We start from the raw sequence: 25122 nt of genomic DNA, 5'->3' as shown, positions 1-25122 counted from the left end.
GGTAGAGCAGAGTTATGGTAATAACAGCAGCTTTGCGATCGGCTCCTAATACTTTAGCTTTAACCGCGCTGATTGCCATTGGTTTAGCGCTGACACATTTATTTTGCGGCAAGTTGCGGTTTGCTTCTATTCCTCGCAGTGGCTGGCTTTCAGCAGCAAGTGGGGTTTCGGTAGCTTATGTTTTTGTGCATATTTTACCGGAATTAAATCTGCACCAAGTGGTATTAGAGCAAGTAGAAGCAGGAGTTATTTCCTATCTAGAACACCACGTTTATTTAATAGCTTTGTTAGGATTGACTGTATTTTATGGCTTGGAGCGAATTGCAAATTTATCTCGTCAGCGGGGCGAAGAGGATGTGACCAGTCTTGGTGTTTTTTGGTTACACATTGCCTCTTTTTCAATTTACAACGCTCTGATTGGCTATCTGCTGCTGCATCGGGAAGAACCGGGCCTTACCAATCTGCTGTTGTTTTCTTGTGCAATGGCCCTGCACTTTGCAGTGAACGACTCTGGTTTGCGGCAACATCACAAGCATATTTATGACCGCATCGGACGCTGGATACTAGCAGCAGCTATTATTGTGGGGTGGGTGTTGGGGAGCGCTACTGAAATTGGAAAAACTGCGATCGCAGTTTTATTTGCTTTTTTAGCCGGAGGAATTGTTCTCAACGTCCTCAAAGAAGAATTGCCAGAAGAACGAGAAAGTCGGTTTTGGGCATTTGTCCTTGGTGCTGGAATTTACACCGCTCTTTTATTGGCTTTGTAGAGGAATCAAAGGCAGCCCAAACGTTCGAGCTTAAAACCACTAGAACGAGCCAATCCTTCTGTCAGACGACGCTTAAAATTACCGGGATAATTTTTCCGATCGCTGCTACCAACTGCGACGGTATTAACAGTCTTAACTTTAGTCAAATTTCTCAGCGCTCGAGGTTTATTATTCGCATCCCTTGCTGCCAGTTCATTATTGATTTATCTAGACATCCAACACAGCACAAACGAAGTCAAAAGCCGGGTGGTTTCTCACATGATTGCAGCAAAGATTGGTTGGTTTACTTATCTAATTTTTTGGCCAGGATATCCGTCAGCGGAGACGGCGATCAGGAGCAAATATCGTTATTATTGATTGAATAATGCTAGTTAAAAAAAATAGCCCTCTCTTCCGTTAGAAGCCTGGGGCTATCGCTGGTTTCCAGTCAATCGCATCCAGGGGTAAAAAAGTTAATGTTGAGGGGAACACTAGCGACTATAACTATGAGGAATGTACTTAGCAGATTAGGTAAAAAACCCGGTTTATGGCGCTCATCCGTAAGTCCTATATATAATTAATTTTTAGGCGCGCATAAAAAATTTTCCTTTGAGGTAGAGCTGATGTTTCCAGTGTGGTTGCAGGCAGGATTTTGGGGTTTACTGGGGGGTTCGGCGCTGCTACTGGGAGCGGCGGTGGGTTACTTTGTCAGCATTCCCCAGCGCGCGATCGCGACAATTATGGCTTTTGGCGCTGGTGTGCTGATTTCAGCGCTATCCTTTGAACTGATGGATGAAGCTTACAAGCGCGGCGGTTTCGACTCGACGGCGATCGGCTTTTTGGGTGGCGCTGCTGTCTACACAGCCGCCAATTGGTTTTTGAGTCAACAGGGAGCAAAACACCGCAAGCGATCGGGCGCTTTGCACCCAGCTAAAACAGAGTCAGGCGATGGCGGATTAGCCATCGCCCTCGGCGCGCTGTTAGACGGGATACCGGAGTCGATCGTCGTTGGCGTCAGCATGATTTCTGGAGGCGCTGTCAGTTGGGTGACAGTAGCGGCAATTTTTCTCTCCAACATTCCCGAAGGGCTCTCCAGCGCCGCCGGTATGAAAAAAGCAGGGAGATCGATGGGTTACATTTTTGGAGTTTGGGGTGCGATCGCAGTTATTTCCGGTATCGCAGCATTGTTAGGATATACGGTTTTCAGCGGCTTTTCTGCAGAAGTAATAGCCGCTACTACCGCCGTAGCAGCAGGGGGTATTTTAGCAATGATCTCAGATACTATGATTCCCGAAGCATTCGAGGAAACTCACGATTTTGCCGGACTAATTACTGTCTGCGGATTTTTAGCTGCTTTTGTACTCAGCAAGTTAGCAGAAAGATAATTGATAATTAGCGATCGCTCCTCACTAATGTAGAATTGCCAATTGCTGAGAGTTATAGTATTTTTGATATAGACACAGATGAATTTGATATGTTGCCAAGCTGTATTGGGCAACAAAAAAGCTTATAATCAACATTAAAGGCCGCAGCCTGTCAAGAGGTGTTGGAAGATTTATGTGTGTCAACTTAGGGCATATCCTACATGAAAGGTACGAAATTCTCGCTTTGTTGGGAGAGGGAGGGTTTGCTAGAACCTACACGGCTGTACAAATAAACAAACCTAATAATCCTCTGTGCGTTGTTAAGGAAATTCCTTTTCCCCTATCGAACGATCCGCGCGTCTTGGAGAGGGCAAGGAAGCGATTTGAAAGAGAGGCTAGCGCTTTGCGCCGTCTCGGCAAAAACTCGCGCATTCCCGAATTATTCGATAGCTTTGAAGAAAACGATTATTTTTACTTGGTTCAAGAATATATTGAAGGACATCCGCTTAGTCAAGAACTCACTGCGGGCGATCGGTGGAATGAGCAACAAACTGTTGCTTTGTTGCGGGAAGTTCTGGAAACACTAAAATCAGTCCACCAAGAAAATATTATTCACCGCGATATTACACCTTCTAACTTAATTCGGCGCAAAACCGATCAAACAATTGTTTTAATTGATTTTGGGGCGGTCAAAGAAATCGGCACTTTTACCGCTAACTCTACTGGTGAAATATTCACATCGCAGGCGATCGGCACCAGGGGTTATATGCCTGCCGAACAATACAATCCGCAGTCTGTCCCGCAACCCTACAATGATATTTATGCAGTAGGAATTATCGCGATTCAATCCCTCACCGGGCGGCGTCCCACCAATCTGCCACAAGACCCCGAAAATTGCGAAATTATCTGGGATTATTTAACATCGGAACCAGTTAGCGATGGTCTAACAAATATTTTAACCAAAATGGTGCGCTTCCACTTCCAAGACCGCTACCAGTCTGTTGAGGAAGTTTTGCAAGACTTGAATTTGATCGTCCCAGGGCCCCAATTACCCAAAACTTCGCGGAAGTTGCGATCGCGCTTTCGCTGGCTGCTGTTAGGCGTTGCGGGAATTGCGGCTTTTGGGGCGATCGTACTTTTAATCCCCAGAATTTTCCCGCTAATCCCCAGAATTTCCCCGCAACTAACGTTGCTGACACCCTCCGCCGATGGTGTAAGTTCCGGCGAAAAACTCTTAGTGCAAACCTCCGCCCTGTGGTCAAAACAAAGGGGAATAAATGAGTTTGCCGACTCTAATTATCCCGAAGCTTTAAAATTACTTAAACAGTCCTGGCGGGAAGACCGCAGAGATCCAGAAACTTTAATTTACATCAACAATGCTCTGCTGAAGGCAATAAATGCAGAATATTACACGATCGCAATTGTTGTTCCCATTCGCAGAAATCAGGACGGCAGCATCCTCAACGCAAATTTAGCAGAAGAACTGCTTCGTGGCATTGCTCAAGCTCAAACCGAAGTTAATTTAGGTCTTCTGGCTGCAAATGAGAACAATAAAAATTTTCCCGGTCAAGGCTTTCTCCAACCAAAAGCTATTAAAGGAAAAGGTCTCAAAGTCATCATTGCTGATGATGGCAATATCAAATCCTACGCGGTTCAAAGGGCTAATTATCTGGTCGCTCAGCCCGATATTCTAGCAGTTATCGGCCACTACACCAGCGACATGACTGTAGAAACCGTAGATATTTACAATCGAAATCAACTAATCGCCATTTCTCCAGGAAGCACAACAGAAGAACTGACGAGAAAACCTCGAAAATTTTTCTTTCGGACGGCTCCTACAACTAGCATAGAAGCTGAAGCTTTAGTAAATCAACTGCTCTTGGTCGGTGAGAAAAAAGCCGCAGTATTTTACAATCCCAACAGTCCGTTTAGCGCTTCTTTGTGGGAAGAATTTAAAGAGCAATTTGAAGCCAAAGGAGGCTCGACTTTTAGAATTAGGAATTATTACGATTTATCTAAAAATAATTTAGACGCCGAAGCAGCAATCAAAGAAGTTGAGAAAGCCGGAAAAACAGCCTTACTTGTCATTCCCGACGGTCAAGTCACTAATTCCCTGGAAAATGCGATCGCAATGATTAAAGCTAATGGCGATCGCAATTGGATTGTCGGGCCCTGGACTCTGTACGAGCCGAGAACGTTAGAGGTAGCAAAAGAGCTAAAGTCTGTTGAAAAACTGGGCATATCTGTGTTTTGGCATCCGTTAATAAGTTTTGACAAAAAATTTCCGCAAAACGCTGAAAAATTGTGGGGAGGCCCGGTCAATACTCGATCGGCTTTAACCTACGATGCCGCCCGGACGCTGATTAAAGCCCTCGAAATGCAGCCAGAACCTAGCCGCGAAGGAATGCAAAAAACCTTAGCCGATCCCAACTTTAAAGCCGAAGGAGCCTCCGGTATAATTGAGTTTGACTCGAAGACTGGAAATCGGAAAAACCCTCCTAAACGAGTGGCGCATATTGTACCGTGTTCTAGAGAACAGTTTGGAGTTACATTTGTGCCGATCGAATTTTCCACAGCCGCAGCCGCAGGTTTAAAGTGCGATTGAATTGATATAGCAATCCTTGCAGGAGATGTAAACTTTTTACCCCACCCCAACCCTCCCCTTATCAAGGGGAGGGAGTAAGAAAATCACAAATGATGCGAGGATTGCTATATCTTGTGGCATTTTCCACAAACCTTTTAAGCGTGGGCAGGATGCCCACTCCACAATAAAATTTACTCTTTGTGGAACAGGCCCGAAAGCCTGTTGCTGAGAATGATGCAATACGTGCGAGTAAATTGATATCTTGCGGCATTCTCCCCAAACCTGTAGAGGCGAGTTTTACCAACTATAAATTGCCTAAAATCAATAATCTCATAAACCCGCCCCCACCCGACAATAAAATTCTGGATAAAGAATTGTGCAAGATGTGCGAGTGAATTGATATTTTGTGCCGAACGCAACAATCCGCCAGATATTTCAATCCCACAGCAGACTATTGCCACAGGTGCAACATATCAATTTATTAGATATATTAAACAAGGTTAGTTTTTTTTATAATAACGCTTATGGCTGTCAATCTCGCTGCCCCAACAAGTTCTAGTCTCAAACCAGAAGCCCAGAATATCTCAGCACTCAAACAAGTCTTTCAGACAATTGATGCCGATAGCTGTCCGGGTTCCTATAATTTTCATATGCACACAGTCTACTCCGACGGGCGATTGCAGCCAGAGAAATTGATGGAACAAGCCATAGCCGGAGGTCTCAAAGGCTTAGCTATCACCGACCACCACAGCACCCAAGGCTACGTTAAAGCTCAAATTTGGCTGGATAATTGGAAATTAAACCATCCCGACAAAAATAGCGAAGCACCTAGTCTCTGGACAGGCGCTGAAATTAATGCCGAATTGCTCAACAATGAGGTACACATTCTCGGTTACGCCTTTGATCCGCAACATCCCAGTCTCCAACCATACCTACGAGGTAAAAGTACAGAAGGCACTTATTGTTATTCAGCAGCTAGGGTAATTGAAGCTATTCATGAAGCAGGAGGTTTAGCAGTTCTCGCACATCCTTGCAGGTATCGATCGACTGCAGATAAACTAATCCCAGAAGCAGCCCGTTTCGGCATTGACGGTGTAGAAATTTACTATGCTTACGGTAATCCCAATCCTTGGAAACCGAGTCCCAAACAAACTGCTTTAGTCAAAGAATTAGCAGAAACTTATGGTTTGCTGGGAACTTGTGGCACGGACTCTCACGGCCTGAGTCTTCTCGTCCGAATTTAGATAGTTGGGAAATAAGAAGTGCTTTATCCGGTCATTACCAGTCTAAGCGTTAGCGGATATACCTATGATGAAAGCAATCACAATGAACCGAAAACAAACAATTTATCAGGTCATATTAAGTCCGATAAAATGACTATAAAATTGTTTGGTACTGAGGACTTCAGTCCTCATAAAACTCTGTGGACTGAAGTTTTCACTACTTGCCTGATAACGGCTATTTTACGGGACGTGAGATAATTGCGATCGCCCGGATGATCTTTCGGTATCCAAAAGTAAGCAATTGCCAAACCAGGTAATATTGTTGCAACTCCGAGAGACATTGCGCCCTAAAAACCAGTCGCCCTTCTACCGTTCGGGGAACAACTGACAAGCCCGGTTAGTTGGCTGATTTGCCCAATCCAACCGAGAATTCCCAAATCGATCCATCCAACCTTCCAAATAAGCTCGATTAGCCTTTTTTTCCTCTGGATCTGAGGTATTCATGGGATGAGGTGCTAAACCCAAAATAGTCGCCGTCGTCACGCAAAACATCGACTTCTGAAAACTTTGGCAAATTTGCACCCGCACATCGTCTTCACCCCGACAGCTAGTGCGATAAACTTCGTGCAAATACTCCGGCAAATAATGACGCATATCTTGCATCAATTGAGTTGGCGGAATCCCTGCACCTCCAATAGGTAAAGGGTCAGCAAACAAAGCCCCGTAGGCAAATTCTCTTTGTTCTTCCGGGATTTGATGAGCTTGAGCGTTGTAGGAAACTGTGCCAAAAAAAGCTGTTCCCCGAAAGAAAATTGATTCTACATAAGGCACTGCTACATCTGGTAAAAATGTCAAGTTAGCCGAGGCCGGAATGATATCGTAGACTTGACCGCCAATCTTGACGCTGTAGGTAATTGGCAAATTAGCGGCGCTAACCAAACCTGCTAAGATAAAATCAACTACGTCTGCGATCGACTTAATTTTACCGGCTTCGTAGCAATCGGACAAATCAATAAACAAATCGCTCATGACCCGCCAAAACTGACCGAGACCGGTGTAGTAAGCCAGCATCCGCACTTGTTCCGGCAAAAAATCAGGAAATGCTTTGTTGAGTCCCTGCATGAAAAAATTGCCTTTCAGTTTAGCCGCGATCGCCTTTTCGACCAAACTGCTAAATTCCGGGGAATCCAAATAACTGTCAAAACCCCCGCCGCCGTGCCACAGCATAGTTTTCATAACATACTCAGCATACTCAAAATTAATGCGATCGTGCCACAAATAGCGCATTAATTTGGGCAGATTCACATCTCCGTTGAAATATTTAAAAAATGGGAAGAGCACTAAAAACTGTTCTTCTGCAATATAGTTGAGATTGCGAGAATAGGCATCTAAAACAATAGCATAACTTTTCAGCACGCCGACAACTTCAACCACATTTTCCGTAGACTCAGGCAGTAAAGCTTTGCCTGATTCTAAGAGGTCAATGTATGCGGCTAGGGGATGGGAAGAGGGTTTTAATACGGTACTTTTCATTTTTATTTAACCTTAACTGAAGGAAGGCACGACACGGATTTGAACACGGATACACTGATGAATGGAATAGCTAGGGACACGGCAGTGCCGTGTCCCTACAGCCGTCTGCTGTATTTCATGGGATTGAAAACTGCCATAGGACTAAAGTCCGATGCTACGAACCTAGGTCATATTTTATTTCAAGTTTTGAGCAATCACTTTAACTTGGGGTGGCACATTAGCTACCATTCCGATCGCAGTTTTTTCGCTCAAAGCAACTAAAACTCCCGGCTGCACTCCCATGATTGCAATAATTATTGCTAAAACCAGCGAAGGGATGCGATCGCGCCAGCGGACTTGCGGCAAATTTACCACCACATCCGAAAGGCGGCCGAAAAAGGCGCGGTTGACCATAATTAAAAAGTAAACTGAAGTTAAACCAGTGCCGATCATGCAGAGCAAAGTTTGCACCGGAAACACTGGCAAACTGCCCCGAAATATCAAAAATTCAGCAATAAATCCAGCCAAACCCGGAATGCCGGCACTTGCCATCACGCCGAGGATCATTAAACTGCCAATCATCGGCAAACCGCGATCGGGATTAAACAAACCTTTGAGCACATCGATGTTGCGGGTGCCGGATTTTTTGTAAACAATGCCGACGGTTAAGAATAGTAGCGCCGAAATTAAACCGTGGCTAACCATTTGTAAAACAGTTCCCAGCAGACTAATCGGAGTAGCTGCGGCGCTAGCTAACAAAATGTAGCCCATGTGAGCGATCGAACTATAAGCTACAATTTTTTTCATATCTTTTTGGGCGATCGCGCAACTCGCCCCGTAAAGCACACTCACCACCGCCCAACTCGCCAAAGTCGGCGCCGCCACCGCCCACGCATCTGGAAACAAACCTAAACCAAAGCGCAGCATCCCATAAGTTCCCAGCTTCAAAAGCACCCCCGCCAGCAGCACCGAAACCGGCGTCGAAGCTTCTACGTGAGCATCCGGCAGCCAAGTATGAAAAGGCACCAAAGGCATCTTAATTCCAAAAGCCAGCAACACCCCTGCCAGCAAAACAATTTGCCTTACCAAAGGCAAGGGCAATCCTCCTTGCAAATGCGATGCGCCCGCGGCACCAACCATATCGAAACTCGAAGCACCGCTAAGCCAACCAGTGCCCAAGAAAGCAGCCAGCAGCACAATTCCCGAAAATGCAGTATAGATTAAAAACTTAGTAGCGGCGTAACCCCGGCGCTCGCCTCCCCAAATCGCAATTAACAGGTAAAGCGGAATCAATTCTACCTCAAAAAACAGGAAAAATAGCAGCAAATTTTGAGATAAAAAAGCCCCTGTTACGCCGCCAGTAATTAACAGAATCAAAGAATAATAAAGTCGAGGTCTGCGGATCGACTCATCCGTAGCGTAAATAGCTACCCCTGTCAGCAGAGTATTTAAAATTACCAAAGGCAGAGCCAAACCATCAACACCGAGATTGTAATTCAATCCCAAAACATCTATCCAAGGAATGAATTCCCCAAACTGCAACTGACTGGTACTGGCATCAAACTGAATTGCCAAAATCACCGATAGAATAAAAGCTATACCCGCAATGGCGATCGCGACATTCCGAACTATTTTAGAACTCACTGAACCGGGCCAGAGCCCAATCAGGGCGGCAGCCAACATTGGTATCCAGATTAAAGCACTGAGCATCAATTAAAACTTTCCTTTGTTACACAGTATTTAGAGCTATATTTAACATTAACGCAAAGCAACTGAATAAAAAAGCGATCGGCTGATTTTCTTGTTAACATAGATTCAAATGTCTCTGGAATCCTCCTATGACCTCAAGTCTTACAGAGCCAGAAGATTTGCAAATTAAATCCGGTTCTCCTTCCACCCGCCTCACCGTTGCCGACTTGGAACAACTGCAAAGTATACTCTCGGAAGCACATCTCGACTACCAATTAGAACTGGTAGACGGGAAGATTATCGTTATGGGCCCATCAGACATTGTATCGAGCGAAATTGGACTTGAGTTTGGCAGTCTTTTGCGTAACTGGGTCAAACCCCGCAAACTCGGACGAGTGTTTGAGTCCAGCGGCGGGTTTATTCTCCCCAATTCAAATCTTACAGCACCCGATGTTTCGTTTGTGGTAGCCGATCGCCTCAAACAAAGTAAAAGGTATTTTGCCGAACTTGTTCCCGACTTAGTTGTAGAAATCAAATCTCAGTCCGATCGCCTCAAACCCCTGCGAGAAAAAATTTTATCATTTATCGAACTCGGAGCAAAAGTAGGAATATTAATCGACCCAGACAAGCGTACAGTAACAATTTACACTCCGAAAGCAGAGTTAGTGGTATTGAGAGACGGCGACATGATTTCAATTCCCGAACTTTTGCCCGGTTGGGAAGTTGCGGTGACAGAATTGTGGCCGATCGAGTTTGAATAAAATTAGATAAAAAAGCAGACAAACCCAGAATAAAATCATCTGCGTTCATCTGCGTTCATCCGCCCTCATCTGCGGTTTAAAATTAAATAACATCAGACAAAAAGCAGACAAACCCCGAAAAATTCATCTGCCAACCTCTGCGGTTTAAAACTGCCAAATAATCAACGCCAGCAACACTGCAACCCCCCCCACAATAGTCAACACATAAAACTGCGACTGACCGGTGCCACTGTACTTCAACCCTTCGCCGCTGAAAATTGTGGCAAAACCGAACAAATTCACCGCCCCATCCACCACATACTTATCAGTCCAAGCGCTGATTTTAGAAATAAAAGCCACCGCCCAAACGACAGTCAAGCGGTAAACTCGATCGATATAAAAATCGTAAGCGAACAAATCCTGCACCGCCGGCACCGGCAGCCGTACCGGTCGAGGTAATACCCCGTACCAATAAATCGCCACCCCAACCGCAACGCCAATCAACCCAGATAACAACAACAGCGGCGTATCCAGCGTCTTCAAAAGCAAATTTAAAGCATCAAAATCTCCCGTTTCCGCCCAAGGCCCAGTCCAACTAATTAACAGTTGCCACCGCTGCAACATCCAAGGCACCAACAGCCCCATCACCGTCAAAATTACCATCGGCAAAGCCATCGGCCAACCAACTTCGGGAGCTCTGCGAGTTTTCGGCTGCGGTTTTCCAGCAAACACTAAACCGAATATGCGAGTTAAATTTAGCGCTGTCAAACCGTTAACCAAAAGCAACACAACTACCAGCCACAAAGGCACAGTCCAAAAACCGTTGAGCCAGCGCCGCATTGCCCAAAAGTTGCCCAGAGGCAACAGCGCTACCATCCCCGCAGCGCCTACTAAATAAGCCGTAGTCGTGGCAGGCATCTTCGACCACAACCCACCCATTTCTGTTAAATCTTGAGTGTTAGTTGTGGTAATAATTGACCCTACGCTCATGAATAATAGGCCCTTGGCGATCGAGTGGGCGAACAGCAACAGCAAAGCAATGTCAACTTGATTTAGCCCCACGGCGATAAACACCAAACCCATAGAAGCGCTGGTAGAATGCGATAGTGCTCTTTTGATGTCGATTTGGGCGATCGCCACCAAGGAAGCGCCAACAGCCGTTACCGCACCCAAAACCACCAGCACCGCATCCGTCACGGGCGACAGCGCTAAAACAGGCTGAAGTTTAATCAAAACATAAGCCCCAGCGCCCACAACTACCGTATTCCGCATAATCGAAGCCGGGTTGGGCCCTTCCATCGCCTCGTCGAGCCACAAATGGAAGGGAAATTGAGCGCACTTGGCCGTAGGTGCGGAGATTAAAGCCAAACCTAAAAGAGTCGCCACTAGGGGAGACAAAGTTGCTGTTTCCGCCCATGTTTCCAAATCGGAAAAATTCAAACTTCCCGCTAAAGTTGAAAGCGTCACTACTCCCATCAGCAGTGGCACGTCTCCTACACGCTTGGTTAAAAACGCATCTCTAGCGGCCGTTACTACCAGCGGTTGAGCGTACCAAAACCCGACTAGCAAATAAGTTGAAAGCGTCAGCACTTCCAACAAACCGTAAGTTAGAAGCAGCGAGTCGCTAATGGCAATGCCACTAATTGCAGCTTCAAAAAAACCCATCAGCCCAAAAAATCGAGCTAGCGCCCAGTCTTTTTCCATGTAGCCTAGAGCGTAAATTTGTGCTAGCAAACTCAGAACACTAACTAACTCCATTGCTCCGACGCTGACGGTGGAGATTTCTATTGCAAAAGACAAATCTAAATCGGCTGCTTGCACCCAGTGCACGAGCAACTGTTGAGGCGGTTGATCCCAAGTCGCTGTAAAAATAACTGATCCGTGTATGAAAGCCACCACCGTCATCAGCAAGTTGAAGTAAGCTGCAGGTCTTGGCCCTGTTCTGCGAATGGTGCCGGTAGACCACGGCAAAGTTAAAATTGCGCCTATTAAGCCATATAAAGGTACCCACCAACAGGCTTGGAGGAGAAATTGAGTCATTTAATTTATCCCTTAAACTTCAAATTACGAGCTGCCTTTATACAAAAACAGTCGCGGGCGATCGCGCGAGGCCCTAAAACTTTGACTAAACCCGATCGTATAGTTGTGGCAAAATAATTTGCAGTCCAGATTAACTATACATGAAAGCATCAAAACTGATAATTATCTCAACACAAAATTATAGGCTGAGCAGAGGAGGCAGTCAAAGAAAAAAATGCCTGCCGATGGGCCAAGACTGCCTTTTTTGCCGATTTCCCTGCGATCCCCATTTTGAAATCCCCTAGTTTCCCGCCAGCGATCAGCTCCGGCTTCGCATACCGAACTCTACTTGATGAGTATTCTTACTTACTTTAATCCCCCCCTAGCTCTCGGTATCTATCCCTCTAAATATTAAGATTATTAAATAAATATTAAATTATTTTAAGTAACATAAAAAATTTTAATTTTTGTTATTAAACATTATGATGTTAGTTTATATTGTCAAGGTGGACACCTTCCCCTATTCTTATAGGATAGGAAGCTTTACACTGCATTACTAAAAAATGTGGGCCTCCCCGTCCAAATTTTTAGATTTCTCAAAGATTTGTAACGGTAATTTCGCTCATCCTCAAAGGAGATTCAAAAATGTCAATTGCCGTGGGAATGATTGAGACAAAAGGTTTTCCCGCTGTTGTGGAAGCTGCCGATGCTATGGTCAAAGCTGCCCGCGTTACCCTTGTGGGTTATGAAAAAATCGGCAGCGCCCGCGTCACCGTAATTGTGCGCGGCAACGTGTCGGAAGTCCAAGCCTCAGTCGCAGCAGGAGTGGAATCCGTCAAGCGTGTGAACGGCGGAGAAGTCGTCTCTACCCACATCATCGCTCGCCCCCACGAAAACCTAGAATACGTTCTGCCGATTCGATATACAGAAGCAGTAGAACAGTTCCGAGGCTACTAAGTTCTTAGCGCACAAAAGTTTTCTTAAAAGAAAATTTGTGCGATCGTCAAAAATTAACTGTTTAGTTCCCCAAATATTCAATCAGGAGTAAAACCAATGGCAATTGCAGTTGGCATGATCGAAACCCTAGGCTTCCCCGCAGTGGTAGAAGCCGCTGACGCGATGGTCAAAGCAGCCCGCGTCACCTTGGTAGGCTACGAAAAAATCGGTAGCGCTCGGGTTACGGTCATTGTAAGAGGAGATGTCTCGGAAGTGCAAGCTTCTGTCGCAGCCGGAGTAGAGTCAGTGAAGCGCGTTAACGGCGGACAAGTGATGTCCACCCACATTATCGCCCGCCCTCACGAAAACTTAGAGTACGTGTTGCCGATTCGCTACACCGAAGCTGTAGAACAGTTCCGTGAAGGCGTCAGCGGCATTCGCCCTCTCAACAGATCATAAGATAGGCGATTCCCTACGGGATAGCTTCGCTTCACGGCTGTTAGGGGCGTTTGGTAATTAAAAATTAAAAATCGCGATGTTTTTGATTTAGCATTTTTAATTTTTAATTGAGGTGGGCATGGGATATTGGTTATTAGTCATGAGTCATTAGTCATTAGTCATTAGTCATTAGTCATTAGTCATGAGTCATTAGTTACTAGACGAATAACTCTAAACGGCGGACAGCGGACTGAGCAAAACTAATAAAAAAAAGACAAGTGACCCTGTAAAAATGACAATTACCAATTACCTATTACCTATTACCTAAAATGCAAATGGCCAAAGTTCTCGGCACAGTTGTCAGTACCCAAAAAGAGCCGACGCTGAGAGGATCGAAATTTCTACTGCTGCAATTCATCGATGAGGAAGGTTCGCCAGTTCCCGGCTATGAGGTAGCCGCTGACTGTGTGGGCGCTGGTATAGATGAATGGGTTTTAGTGACCCGAGGCAGCGCAGCCCGGATCGCGCCCGGAAGCGAAAACCGTCCGATCGATGCTCTAGTAGTAGGCATTATAGATACTGTCAATGTAGAAAACCGCCTCATTTACAGTAAAAAAGACGACCCGTACGGCTAGTTGCAAGCGTTAGCAGTTAGCAGTTAGTGGAAAAATAACTAACAACTAACAACTAACAACTAACAACTAACAACTAACAACTAACAAAAAGATTTTTCAGTTTAGGAGAACTTAATTTATGGCAGTCCGCAACGTTGCGGCTCCCCCGACGCCTTGGTCGAAAAACTTGGCTGAGCCTAAAATTCACGACACCGCCTTCGTACATTCCTTTTCTAACATTATTGGGGATGTGCAGATCGGTTCTAATGTGATGATTGCCCCCGGGACATCTATCCGCGCCGATGAAGGTACTCCTTTTTATATCGGACAAGGAAGCAACATTCAAGACGGAGTAGTGATTCACGGCCTAGAACAAGGCCGAGTCACAGGAGACGACGACAAATCTTATTCTGTGTGGGTGGGGAAAAATACTTCCCTCACCCACATGAGTTTAATTCACGGCCCGGCCTACGTGGGCGACAACTGCTTTATCGGCTTTCGCTCCACGGTGTTCAATGCCAGAGTGGGCAACGGCTGCATTGTCATGATGCACGTACTAATTAAAGATGTGGAGATTCCCCCCGGTAAGTACGTACCTTCGGGAGCCATCATCACTAATCAGAAGCAAGCCGATCGCTTGCCTGACGTTCAAGATTCTGACATTCAATTTGCGACCCATGTCATCGGCATCAATGACGCTCTGAGAACGGGTTATCGCTGCGCTGAGAACATCGCCTGTCTAGCACCAATTCGCAACGAGCAAACTAAAAACCCAAATATGACTCAAACCAAATATTCTACCCATGCCGGCACCCAATTGAGTTCAACTCTTGCCGATAGCATTCGTAATTTACTAGCTCAAGGATACAGCGTGGGAGCCGAACACGCCGACGCACGCCGCTTCCGGACCGGTTCTTGGCGTACTTGCGGCCCGATTTCCTCAACCCGTGACTCAGAAGTGATCGCGGCTTTGTCAGCTTGCATGGCTGAACACCAAGGAGAATACGTCCGCTTGATTGGGATTGACACCAAAGCCAAGCGCCGCGTACTAGAAGAAATCGTCCAAAGACCGGGAGACAACGGCTCTAACGGTTCTAACGGTGCGAAAACTCACCAATCTAACGGTAAAGTTGCACAACAAGCTTCATACCACAATAGCGGTTCCGTGTCAAGCGGAAAATTGAGTGCCGAAACAGTGACTCAGGTTCGCGGCTTGCTAGCTCAAGGCTACAAAATTGGCACGGAACACGCCGACGCGCGCCGCTTCCGCACCAGTTCTTGGCAAAGCGGGGCTTCGCTGCAAGTCAGAAACGAATCTGAGGCGATCGCCGCTTTGGAAGCTGTGATGAACGAGTACCCGGGCGAATACGTGCGCTTGATCGGGATTGACCCGAAAGCTAAGCGGCGCGTGGTTGAAGAAATTATTCAGCGTCCCGACGGCCCAGTTGCTCAATCGGCTAAGCCGGCAGCAACCTCGGGATACAAAGCAGCTTCGACTGGTTCGGCCAGTAGCGGCAGTTTGACAGGCAAGACGATCGACCAAATCCGCAACCTGCTTTCCCAAGGCTACAAAATTGGCACGGAACACGCCGACGCGCGCCGCTTCCGCACCGGTTCTTGGAGCAGTTGCGCCCCGATCGCATCCAACCGCGAATCCGAAGTGATTTCTGCCCTCGAAAGCTGTCTCAAAGAACACAGTGGCGAGTACGTCCGTTTGCTGGGTATCGACTCCAAGGCGAAGCGCCGGGTACTCGAAGAAATTATCCAACGACCTTAATTTGCCTGGTAATTAGCTTGTTTCTCCCGTTAAGCCCTCGCACAGGTGCCCACGGGAGAAATCCAAGCGGATTAAAGTTGGATTTGAGATAGTTAAAAAGCTCGATTGAGAAGGGTTGGTCAAAATCTAGAATCTTCTGGAACTTTCTAGAAAACGTTAAAGCATCAATCTTCTCAGTATTAGTAAATTATCGTTTCTTAGATTGACATGGTTAAATTTATTAGTCGAAAAAACCCATAATTTAAAGTCCTTTGATCTAAAAAAATCGCTCCTTTCATGGTGAAGTTGAATGTATTTATCGCCACTGCAATTAAGTAGCAACTCTCAGATTTTGATGAGTGGCGATGTAGTTGTGAATGAGGGTGCGGCGATCGCCCCTGGAGCAATCCTGCAAGCAGATCCCGGAAGCCGGATCTCGATCGCCGCCGGTGCCTGTATCGGTATGGGAGTTATCCTTCACGCCCGTGAAGGTACTCTGGAAATCGCGGCGGGCGTTATTCTTGGTGCAGGAGTGCTGGTGGTAGGTGCGGGAACGATCGGGGAAAATGCCTGTATTGGCGCCGCGACCACCCTAATCAATCCTTGTATTGACAAAATGCAAATTATGCCAGCAGGTTCTCTAATGGGAGATACCAGCCGCCAAGTCGCCCCAGAAGCAACCGCAACAGCGCCAAAAACAGCGCCAACATCACCAGAAACCCCCGAAGCCACTACGCCACCAGTCGATCGACCGATCGAGCCGATCGAGCCGCCACAACCCCCCGAAACACCGCCTCAAACTGCGCCGGAGACGGCCCCAGACCCGCCGGAATCCACCGCCGCAGATCCGCCCCAACCAGGGGAAACGCCGACTATTCTCTACGGTCAAGCTCACATCAATCGGCTGTTGGGGACACTGTTTCCGCACCGACAAGCTTTTAATCGATCGGAGGAAAACGGCCAAACTCTATCGGGCGGTTCCGGGTAGCCGTCATTTCGGCAAAAGGCAGCTATGCTGAAGGCAGAAAGATCAAATATAAATAGGTAATCTCATATTATTGGTAGCTCAGCAATTTGTCAGGCCTTGCCGTAGCAATCTGTGTCTTGTAGCTCGTGCAGTCTGTCTTCTCATCTGAGAAACTATAAACTATCAACAAATTTTTATTTTGGGAAGTTTCTAAGGGTAATAGAAGATGGACGGACAAACAGATCGTAACAGTCACGAAGAGCGATCGCAGCGCCAGGAATACTTCAAAGACACTGCTTTGGGTTTGGTATCCACCAAGAGTTTTCCGGCAATTGTGGGGACTGCTGACATGATGCTGAAGTCGGCAGGAGTGATTTTAGTAGGATACGAAAAAATTGGTTCCGGTCACTGTACCGCGATCGTCCGGGGCAGAATTTCCGATGTGCGTTTGGCTGTGGAAGCTGGAGCTCAAACTGCCGAACAGTTCGGGCAGTTTGTTTCTAAGTTGGTGATTCCTAGACCTTTGGCTAATTTGGAAGTGGTTTTGCCGATCGGCTTTCGGCTGACTGAACTTTCCGAAAGTGGCAATTATTCTCGGCTTAGCAATCAGGCGATCGGTTTGCTCGAAACCCGGGGATTTCCGGCAATGGTCGGTGCTTGCGATGCTATGCTCAAATCCGCAGACGTACACTTGGCAGCCTACGAGAAAATTGGCGCCGGTTTGTGTACGGCAATTATTCGCGGTGCAGTTGCAGATGTAGCAGTAGCCGTAGAAGCCGGGATGTACGAAGCTGAGCGAATTGGCGAGTTGAACGCGGTGATGGTAATTCCGAGGCCTTTGGAAGATTTGGAACAAACTTTGCCCCTGGCGAGTTGTTGGATCGAACACCGTAAACCGGTGATGATGCCTGTGTCGGTTAAGGAAAAGGAACAAGAATTGATTGAACTTCCCGATTTGGAGAAATTGAGAGTTTATGTGGAAGAGGAAATCAATCGGTAATTGGTAATTAGGCAACAAAAGTTTGTACAGACGTACGGCAGCAAATACTGAGACGAAGTTTGTCAAAAAAATATAGAGTTTACTCGGTAGGACGGCTGGTAACAATTTATACTGAGTAGCGGTCTCAAACTTAATTTGGCGATCGAGCCGATCGCCGCCGCATCAAGAGACACAGAGCACCAAGTAAAACTAGACTTTTGAGATTAAGTCGATCGGGTAAACAATCGAACTGACTAATAAGTAAATCCAGCCGACGTGCAGAGCCTTTCAACAGGATTTAACTACTGTTAAAATAAACCAAAAATCCTGTTTACGGTAGATTGCCGGGAATCATTTAAGAGTTAATCTAACCGCAGGTGGATGCTCTTTCAACAGATGAACGGCTGTCGAACTCAAAACTGACTGCACAGGAATCAACCCCCAGAATCAAGCACTCTTGAAAGTTGACCTATGAACCTCAAACAATTTTACAAGCGCGGTTTGCACAGCGCCAAGAAAGGAAACTATGAAGCGGCACTTGAGGATTTCGATCAGATACTGCAGCTCAATCCCGCCGATGCCAAAGCCTATAACAATCGCGGCTTGGTTTACTATTACATGAAAGACTACCAAAAAGCGATCGCCGACCTCAGCCAAGCCCTAGATATCAATCCTAATTTGTTCGAGGCTTACTTGAATCGAGGCAATGCTTGGCGTCATCTCGGAGAACACGAAAAAGCCATTGAAGATCTCAACTGCGCTTTAGCAAATAAGCCTAACAGCCACGCTATCTACAACAACCGGGGACTTGTACTTGCTAATTTAGGAAATTACGAAGAAGCAATAGAAGACTACAATCGAGCTCTATCTATCAATTCCAACAATTATAAAACCTATTACAACCGGGGGCGCGCTTACTACCTTTTGGGAGAAAAAGAGGCAGCAACGGAAAACTTTAATGAAACGCTGCGGTTGAATCCTAAATATATCAAAGCTTACATAAATCGAGGTCTCTGTTACCACCAATTAGGAGACAATACGCAGGCGATGGCAGATTACAACATTGCACTCGCCATCGATCCACAAAATGTTTATGCCTATTATAACAGAGGTTGCGTTCGCTATAAATTAAAACAAATGCAGCTTGCAATTGAAGACTTTGACAAAGCAGTAGAACTCGATCCGAACTATGTTAAAGCTTATCTCAACCGGGGTTTAGCACTGTATAAACTTGGAGATGTGACGGCAGCAAATAAGGATTTTTACCACGTAATGTGCATTAATGCGGAAGCTTATGTATACTACCAGGCCCAGCGGTGCACGCCTGATATTAATTCGTACTTTAAGGAAGCGCCGCAGGTAGAACTTAATAATGCTGTCGAATACTACAATACAACCTTAAATACGATGTCAACTTCCTTAAGTTCCGCAGCATTAAACGCGGTCTGGAATCAAGAAGATTTGGAGAACAGAGACTCGATTATCTGTGAAGGTGAATTTATTAATGATTGATTTAGTAAGTAGTCACTAGCCATTATTCATTAGACTTATTGCCTCAATCTTTGAGCGAGGAAACCGCAGATGCAACGCACAGACATTTAAACCCAAATTCCGCAACCCCCAACGGGCAGCCTACATGGATTGAGTAGATCAAAGTGAATCATCCGAGACAATGGTAAGTAGAAATATTCAATAATTTCTGTCCCTAATGCTCACCCAGTTCTCCATTCCTGAAAATTGAGGTTCGGAGGTGAGTTAAATCTGATTCCGTTAAAAATGCGCGAGATCACAAACCAAGTTTATTGTTGAGTCGGGAAAAAGCCTCCTTCGCGCATTTCTTGAATGCTCTCTTTAACCGCCTGAATAATGCACTCTGTGTCTTCATGAGTGTGGGCGGTGGAGAGAAAGCAGCTACGACCTTCCGATATGAAAATACGCTTTTCGAGTAAGTGAAAAAGTAGCGGATCTATCTCAACGGATGCAGCAGCGCGAAATTGCGATCCGAAATTTACAAGCCAGACAGAGACTTCATTTTCTTTGAAATAAGCATTCAGGGTTTCAACTAGCTGCGAAGTTCGCTGATTCAACTGCTGCTGAAGAGCTGGGCCTTGACTTTTAAGATAGCGCAGCACGGAACGCGCCGCGGCCAGAGCAAGTGGGTGCTTGCAAAAAGTGCCGGCCAAAATTGTTGTTTTTACCTGGGGGTAGGAATCATCGCCGTAGTTCCACAAACCGCCGTCAATTTTATCCATATAAGCAGCTTTTCCAGCGATAACTCCAATGGGCATACCGCCCCCGACAATTTTACCGTAAGTTGCAATATCTGCCTCAATGCCAAACCACGCCTGCGCCCCGCCTTGATGAATTCGGAAACCAGTAACCATTTCATCAAAAATCAGCGCAATTTCTGATTCTTTTGTTAATTGCCTGAGTTGGTGGAGAAATTCTTTGGGTTGCAAATCGAGACGGCGGCTTTGCACCGGCTCCACGAGAACCGCCGCTAATTCGTGCTGATGAGCTTTGATAATTTCCAGGGCATGAGGGCTTCCGTAATCCAAAACTAAAACATCTTCAATAAAATTAGCGGGAATTCCTGGCGCTTTTGGAATGGTGCGTAAATCGCCATCTATCTTTTTTACAACTGCGAGAGTTCCGTCAAAATGACCGTGATAAGAACCAGAAAACAAAGCAATTTTATTGCGTTTAGTTGCCGCTCTAGCTAATCGTAGAGCTGCCATCACTGCTTCAGTGCCGGTATTAGAAAAAGCGACGCGCTCCATTCCCGTTAATTCGCAGATTAATTCCGCAACTTCTCCGGCAAGGTCTGCTTGTGCGCCAATTTGCACGCCGCGATCGAGTTGCTCTAATAGGGCTTCTTTAATAAAGGGCGGATTATGACCGAAAAGATTGATGCCAAATCCCATTGTGATATCGATGTATTCGTTGCCATCAACATCCCACATTTTAGAGCCAAGCGAGCGATCGGCTACAATGGGATAAAACATCTCCTTGACGGGAAAGCGAAACCCATCTGAAGCCCGATTGTCAGCGAGAACCGGACGGTATTTTTGCGCGAAATTCTTAGAGGTCTTTGTGCGATCGGTGTAGCGATCTATGAGCGCTTTCATGTGTCTTTGCTGCAATTGTTCGTTCATTTTGAATTCTCCAGAGATTGAGTCAGGTAGGGGCGCAATGCTTTGCGCCCTTACAGGTTTTAATTGCGGCTACCTATCAAGCCACAATCCGCGAGATACGAAAAGTAAGTGCGAAACAAATTCGCATCCGCTTGGGGACAGGTGATGTCAGTGGTAGCAAGTCCATCTAGCGTATTTTGGCAATCGAAATGTAGCGTTCCTGATTGTGGCATTTCCGCTTCAGAAACTTTTTCGGAGAAAAGACCGACTAGCGGGTACAAAGCATGATCGGGAGAATTTCCAGCGCGATTGATTATTTCTGCTTGCCAAGTCTCAGAAGAAACTCGTTTGATTGGATAACCCATTGAGCCAATCCAGCCAAGCAATTCACTCATTTGAAAGGACTGAGTGTTGACTAAATGAAAAGTCTTTCCGAGCAATTCTTTTTGGCTCGAAAGATGAACGATCGCTCGGCTCACATAGTCAACAGGCGCTACATTCATCAGCTTATCGTCATCGGGCGCACATCCAAGTTGCACGCAACCAGCGATTAACCTGTACAGTAAGTCACTCGGATTGCAAGCCCCTGTTTGGCTGTCCCCAGAAATGCGACCGGGCCTGTAAATGCTCACAGGAATGCCACGATCGCGCGCGACCTCTACTAACTTTTCTGCCACCCATTTAGTCTGAGTGTAAGCGCCCTTGAGACTTTCTCCCGGAGTAAGTTCATCCTCTTCTCGCACGACTTTAATCCCAGATTCTCCCCTTGCCGAGAAAACGGAAATGGTAGAAATTAAATGGACTGGTTTTAGCTTACTTTGACTCGCCAATCTCAGAACTTCCTGCGTCCCCAAAACGTTAGCGGGTTTGAGAACCGAGTAGGGATAAGTAAACTTGACAAACGCGCCATTGTGGTAAATGACATCAATTTTACTGGCTAAAACTCGGAACTGCTCCTCGGAAAGTCCCAAAAGCGGTTGAGACAAATCTCCCGCAATTGGGATAATGCGATCGCTGCTGGTTTCATCCCAAATTAAATAGGATTTGAGGCTGCTTTGAATCCGTTTTTTGGCTGATTCTGCATCGGCAGAACGGACTAGGCAATAAATTTCTGCTTGAGTTTGTTGCAAAAGGTCGCGGAGTAAAAAAGCTCCCAAAAAGCCCGTCGCCCCTGTTAAGAAAATGCAAGCTGGTTCAGTGTTTGGCTCGCTCAATGGAGTTGCAGGGCGAATTGTCGGGTCTAAAACAACTTCCGCGTTAATATCGAAACTTGCAGTGCGATCGCCCGCTGTGTTGCCCCCTTGTTGCATTTCGATTTTTTCAGCTAAACCAGCTACAGTAGGAGCTTCAAACAAAACGCGCAAAGGCAATTCCACCTGAAAAGATTCTCGCACTTTGGCTAACAACTGAGTAATCAGTAATGAGTGTCCCCCCAAGTCAAAGAAATTGTCGTAAATTCCTACCTTTTTAAGGTTGAGAAGCTGGCTCCAAATTCCGGCAAGAATCTCCTCACCGGGAGTGCGAGGGCCTACAAACGTATCTGTAAAATTGGCTGCTATGGACGGTGCAGGAAGCGCTTGACGGTCTATTTTGCCATTGGGAGTCAGTGGCAGCGCTTTCAGAACCACAAAAGCAGAAGGTATCATGTATTCGGGCAGCTTTTCTTTGAGGAATGAACGCAGGTTTTCAATTAGTTGTGATTCCTGAACGCTGAGTTTTGAGTGAGAAACGATATAGGCGACTAAACGCTGATTTCCCGGTTCATTTTCCTGAAGTAAAACGGCTGCCTCGCGTACAGAGGGATGATGAGACAGCCCCGCCTCAATTTCCCCTAATTCAATGCGGAAACCTCGCAGCTTTACTTGGCGATCGACGCGACCGATAAATTCTATATTTCCGTCTGGCAAATAGCGAGCTAAGTCGCCAGTTTTGTAAAGTCGAGTTTCCGGTTCCTGAGTCAATGAATTGCAAATAAATTTTTCTGCAGTGAGTTCTGGTTGGTTTAGATAGCCGCGAGCCAATCCCGCCCCAGCAATATATAATTCACCGGCTACCCCTACAGGAACTGGCTGCAAGTGCGAATCGAGCAAATAAATCTGCGTGTTGGGTAGCGGGCGACCTAAAGGAACTGTCTGGGAAATGCGATCGCCTTGCATTTTTACCTGATAAGTCAGCACGCCTACAGTTGTTTCTGTCGGCCCGTAATGGTTGAAGATCGAACAGTCTGGATTGTATTTCTGAATTGTTTCAATTAAATTCCACATCAAAGGCTCACCGCCGAGAATTAATCGCTTTTTCGGCAAGATTTGCGAGGCGTTAGAAGCGCTCAACAAAGCTTTTAAGTGAGAGGGAACAATTTTCAGACAATCGATAGAATGTTGCTGAAAATAAGCGCCCATTGATTCTGAATCGGTTGCGCGTTCTTGAGAGATGATGTGCAGGCATCCACCCGAACACAAAGCCGGAAAAATAACGGTGTTTCCCAAGTCGGCGGCGAAGGTAGAAACGGTGGCATAATTTGCACCTGATGGCAGGTTTAATTTTTCCTGAATTCCGTGCAGGTAATTGAGCAGTTGTCGGTGTTCAATGGCGACTCCTTTGGGGGTGCCGGTGGAACCGGAGGTATAGATAATGTAAGCTAAATTTTCAGGAGAAGCAGAGACGAAAGTAGTAGGAGAAAAAGAGGGGAGGTCTGTATCTAAGCAGACGATATGTGCCTGAGTTTCCGGCAAATTTTTGATGAGATGCTGTTGCGTTAACAACACAGGAGTCTGAGCATTTTGCACCAGCAATGCTAGGCGCTCTTTGGGCATGGCTGGGTCGAGCGGTAGGTACGCGCCACCTGCTTTGAGGATGCCTAGAATTCCAGCGATCGCCTCTAAAGAGCGATCGGCGCAAATGCCGACAATCACCTCTGGTTTTATGCCTAATTGCTGCAAGTAATGGGCGATTTTGTTAGCGCGGGCGTTGAGTTCGCTGTAGGTAATTTGCTGATTTTCACAAACAGCAGCTATGCGGTGCGGCCATCGCTCTGCTTGTTCTTCAAAAAGGTGGTGAACGCACTTATCGAGCTGGTAATTTGCTTTTGTGCTGTTGAATTCTACTAATAATTGATGGCGGGCGCGATCGCTCAGCATTTCGAGCTTGCCGATTGCGGTTTGTGGGTTGCTGGCTACACTTTGCACCAAGGCGTAAAATTGCTCTGCCAAGCACCGGATACTGTTGTCTGCAAGGAAGATAGGATCGTAGTGAAACTCAGCGGCGAGCGAGTCATTTAGGCGGTGGCAAGAGAGTTTAACTTTGAAGCGATCGCAGCACGCATACTGCTTGTAAATCGAAAAAAATACGCCACTAGCCGAATGCTTTTCGAGCTGTTCCTCAAACTCGAAACCAAATGGAAATCCGGAAGAGTTACCTAGATATTCGTGGGAGAAATATTCTTGATACTTGTATGCTTCGCGTTCTTCCTGCTGAATTTGCTGCAATGTTTCCGCGAAGGAAAAGTTTTCTGTTAGTTGGCCCCGCAGCGGTAAAAATTTGGCAAACAGCCCAAGCGCTGGCTCTAGTTCTTCGTATTTTCGACCGTCGAATGCCACGCCAACAGTGAGCTCTGATTGGCCAATCAGCCGCCAGAGCAAAATTTTCCAGCAAGCGAGCAAGAATGTAGAAAGTGAGGTGTTGTACTGGCGGGCGATGGCTTCCACTTGAACCAGCAAAGCTAACTCTAATTTGACCTCAAAAGCTTGGGGAGTAAATTGAGCTGGCGCGTTAATTAATCTATTTTCAAACGGCAACCTTAAACTCGCTAGCGCTGAAAAATTATGCCCAGTCCAGTATTCTTTGCCCTCCGCCGCTTCCTCATCTTCGAGCAATTCATTGTGCCATTCGGAAAATTGAATGTATTGCACAACTTCATCGGTAATTTCTTTGCCGTGAAGGCAGGCGGCATAGCACTGGCTGATTTCTTGAACCAGATTTTTTAGTGTGCGACTATCGGCGCATAGTGCGGGCAAACTGACCAGCAAAATATGCCTCTCAGATGAAAGTGTAATTAAAGACAAGTGCCAAACAGGATTGCGATCGAAGTTGAAGAAAGCGCTCTTTTCTTGCTGAAAAATTTTTTCAATTTTGGCTTCTTGCTCCTGGGGATTTACTTCACTTAAGTTAACCCAATTCCACGAAACCGAGCTATGTTCGGAGATAACTTGTATGGGATTTTTTAGCCCGGCCTTTCGCTGAAAGCTTGTGCGGATAATTTCGTGGCGATCGCTCACTTTTTCTAAAGCTTTCTTTAGGTTATCAGTTTGAAGACTTCCCTCGATCAAAATAGCAGATTGAACGCGATAAGCAGGGCTGTCTTGCTGCAACAGCCACAGATATTTTTGCTGGGGTGAAAGCCGAAATCCATTAATTGTTTGCAT

The 25122-nt window shown here is 46.1% G+C and carries 19 protein-coding genes; 13 read left to right on the top strand and 6 right to left on the bottom strand.

The window, feature by feature from the left end:
• Positions 1–14: 14 nt before the first annotated feature.
• The gene (locus QUA07_RS04500; RefSeq protein ID WP_333322929.1) at positions 15–767 is read left to right on the top strand and encodes a hypothetical protein; all 753 of its coding nucleotides are present in this window, start codon (positions 15–17) and stop codon (positions 765–767) included.
• A gap of 5 nt (positions 768–772) precedes the next feature.
• Here QUA07_RS04500 and QUA07_RS04495 read toward each other — a convergent pair whose 3' ends face one another.
• Positions 773–913, bottom strand: coding sequence for a hypothetical protein (locus QUA07_RS04495; RefSeq protein ID WP_333322927.1), 141 nt, complete (start codon positions 911–913; stop codon positions 773–775).
• Here QUA07_RS04495 and QUA07_RS29980 point away from each other — a divergent pair.
• The 4 genes from QUA07_RS29980 to QUA07_RS04480 all read left to right on the top strand — a co-directional run bounded on the left by QUA07_RS29980 (position 870) and on the right by QUA07_RS04480 (position 5938).
• A complete protein-coding gene (locus QUA07_RS29980) occupies positions 870–1124 on the top strand; it encodes a hypothetical protein (RefSeq protein WP_445305869.1) in 255 nt (84 codons plus the stop codon). The genes QUA07_RS04495 and QUA07_RS29980 overlap by 44 nt on opposite strands.
• Positions 1125–1369: 245 nt before the next feature.
• Positions 1370–2131 (top strand): ZIP family zinc transporter, encoded by a 762-nt coding sequence (locus QUA07_RS04490; RefSeq protein ID WP_333085227.1) that lies wholly within the window; start codon positions 1370–1372, stop codon positions 2129–2131.
• A gap of 172 nt (positions 2132–2303) precedes the next feature.
• The gene (locus QUA07_RS04485) at positions 2304–4715 is read left to right on the top strand and encodes a bifunctional serine/threonine-protein kinase/ABC transporter substrate-binding protein (protein ID WP_333322925.1); all 2412 of its coding nucleotides are present in this window, start codon (positions 2304–2306) and stop codon (positions 4713–4715) included.
• A 503-nt stretch (positions 4716–5218) separates the two neighbouring features.
• Positions 5219–5938 (top strand): PHP domain-containing protein, encoded by a 720-nt coding sequence (locus QUA07_RS04480; RefSeq protein ID WP_333322923.1) that lies wholly within the window; start codon positions 5219–5221, stop codon positions 5936–5938.
• A 345-nt stretch (positions 5939–6283) separates the two neighbouring features.
• Here QUA07_RS04480 and QUA07_RS04475 read toward each other — a convergent pair whose 3' ends face one another.
• Together QUA07_RS04475 and QUA07_RS04470 are read right to left on the bottom strand one after the other, a co-directional pair.
• A complete protein-coding gene (locus QUA07_RS04475; RefSeq protein WP_333322921.1) occupies positions 6284–7450 on the bottom strand; it encodes a CO2 hydration protein in 1167 nt (388 codons plus the stop codon).
• 174 nt (positions 7451–7624) lie between these two features.
• Entirely contained in the window at positions 7625–9139 is a 1515-nt protein-coding gene (locus QUA07_RS04470; protein ID WP_333322919.1) for an NADH-quinone oxidoreductase subunit M, read from the bottom strand.
• 128 nt (positions 9140–9267) lie between these two features.
• Here QUA07_RS04470 and QUA07_RS04465 point away from each other — a divergent pair, with 128 nt between their 5' ends.
• Positions 9268–9879, top strand: a complete 612-nt coding sequence (locus tag QUA07_RS04465) for a Uma2 family endonuclease (RefSeq protein WP_333322917.1) — start codon at positions 9268–9270, stop codon at positions 9877–9879.
• Positions 9880–10023: 144 nt separating this feature from the next.
• Here QUA07_RS04465 and QUA07_RS04460 read toward each other — a convergent pair whose 3' ends face one another.
• Complete coding sequence (locus QUA07_RS04460) at positions 10024–11898, bottom strand: NAD(P)H-quinone oxidoreductase subunit F (protein ID WP_333322915.1); 1875 nt, start codon at positions 11896–11898, stop codon at positions 10024–10026.
• Between the two features lie 624 nt (positions 11899–12522).
• On the opposite strand from QUA07_RS04460, the gene QUA07_RS04455 reads away from it, so the two are divergent.
• From QUA07_RS04455 to QUA07_RS04425, 7 genes are all read left to right on the top strand, one after another.
• Entirely contained in the window at positions 12523–12834 is a 312-nt protein-coding gene (locus QUA07_RS04455; protein WP_006635059.1) for a carbon dioxide-concentrating mechanism protein CcmK, read from the top strand.
• Positions 12835–12930: 96 nt separating this feature from the next.
• A complete protein-coding gene (locus tag QUA07_RS04450) occupies positions 12931–13272 on the top strand; it encodes a carbon dioxide-concentrating mechanism protein CcmK (protein ID WP_006635058.1) in 342 nt (113 codons plus the stop codon).
• 308 nt (positions 13273–13580) lie between these two features.
• Positions 13581–13886 carry a EutN/CcmL family microcompartment protein gene (locus QUA07_RS04445; protein WP_006635057.1) on the top strand — a complete coding sequence of 102 codons (306 nt, stop codon included), beginning with the start codon at positions 13581–13583 and terminating at the stop codon, positions 13884–13886.
• Between the two features lie 118 nt (positions 13887–14004).
• On the top strand, positions 14005–15642 hold the full coding sequence (locus QUA07_RS04440; protein ID WP_333322913.1) for a ribulose bisphosphate carboxylase small subunit: 1638 nt from the start codon (positions 14005–14007) through the stop codon (positions 15640–15642).
• A 289-nt stretch (positions 15643–15931) separates the two neighbouring features.
• The gene (locus QUA07_RS04435) at positions 15932–16609 is read left to right on the top strand and encodes a carbon dioxide concentrating mechanism protein (protein WP_333085235.1); all 678 of its coding nucleotides are present in this window, start codon (positions 15932–15934) and stop codon (positions 16607–16609) included.
• Between the two features lie 205 nt (positions 16610–16814).
• Positions 16815–17588: a BMC domain-containing protein gene (locus tag QUA07_RS04430; protein ID WP_333147423.1), complete on the top strand. Its 774-nt coding sequence runs from the start codon at positions 16815–16817 to the stop codon at positions 17586–17588.
• Positions 17589–18038: 450 nt separating this feature from the next.
• Positions 18039–19079, top strand: coding sequence for a tetratricopeptide repeat protein (locus QUA07_RS04425; protein ID WP_333085237.1), 1041 nt, complete (start codon positions 18039–18041; stop codon positions 19077–19079).
• A gap of 287 nt (positions 19080–19366) precedes the next feature.
• On the opposite strand, the gene QUA07_RS04420 is transcribed toward QUA07_RS04425, so the two are convergent.
• Together QUA07_RS04420 and QUA07_RS04415 are read right to left on the bottom strand one after the other, a co-directional pair.
• A complete protein-coding gene (locus QUA07_RS04420) occupies positions 19367–20722 on the bottom strand; it encodes an aspartate aminotransferase family protein (protein ID WP_333322911.1) in 1356 nt (451 codons plus the stop codon).
• 59 nt (positions 20723–20781) lie between these two features.
• Positions 20782–25122: an amino acid adenylation domain-containing protein gene (locus QUA07_RS04415; RefSeq protein ID WP_333322909.1), complete on the bottom strand. Its 4341-nt coding sequence runs from the start codon at positions 25120–25122 to the stop codon at positions 20782–20784.

Origin of the sequence: Microcoleus sp. T3_A4, assembly GCF_036700465.1 — a bacterium.
In the GTDB taxonomy this organism is placed as follows: domain Bacteria; phylum Cyanobacteriota; class Cyanobacteriia; order Cyanobacteriales; family Microcoleaceae; genus Microcoleus.
The sequence above is the reverse complement of the archived record's forward strand: the minus strand, read 5'-3'. Positions and strand labels throughout refer to the sequence as shown.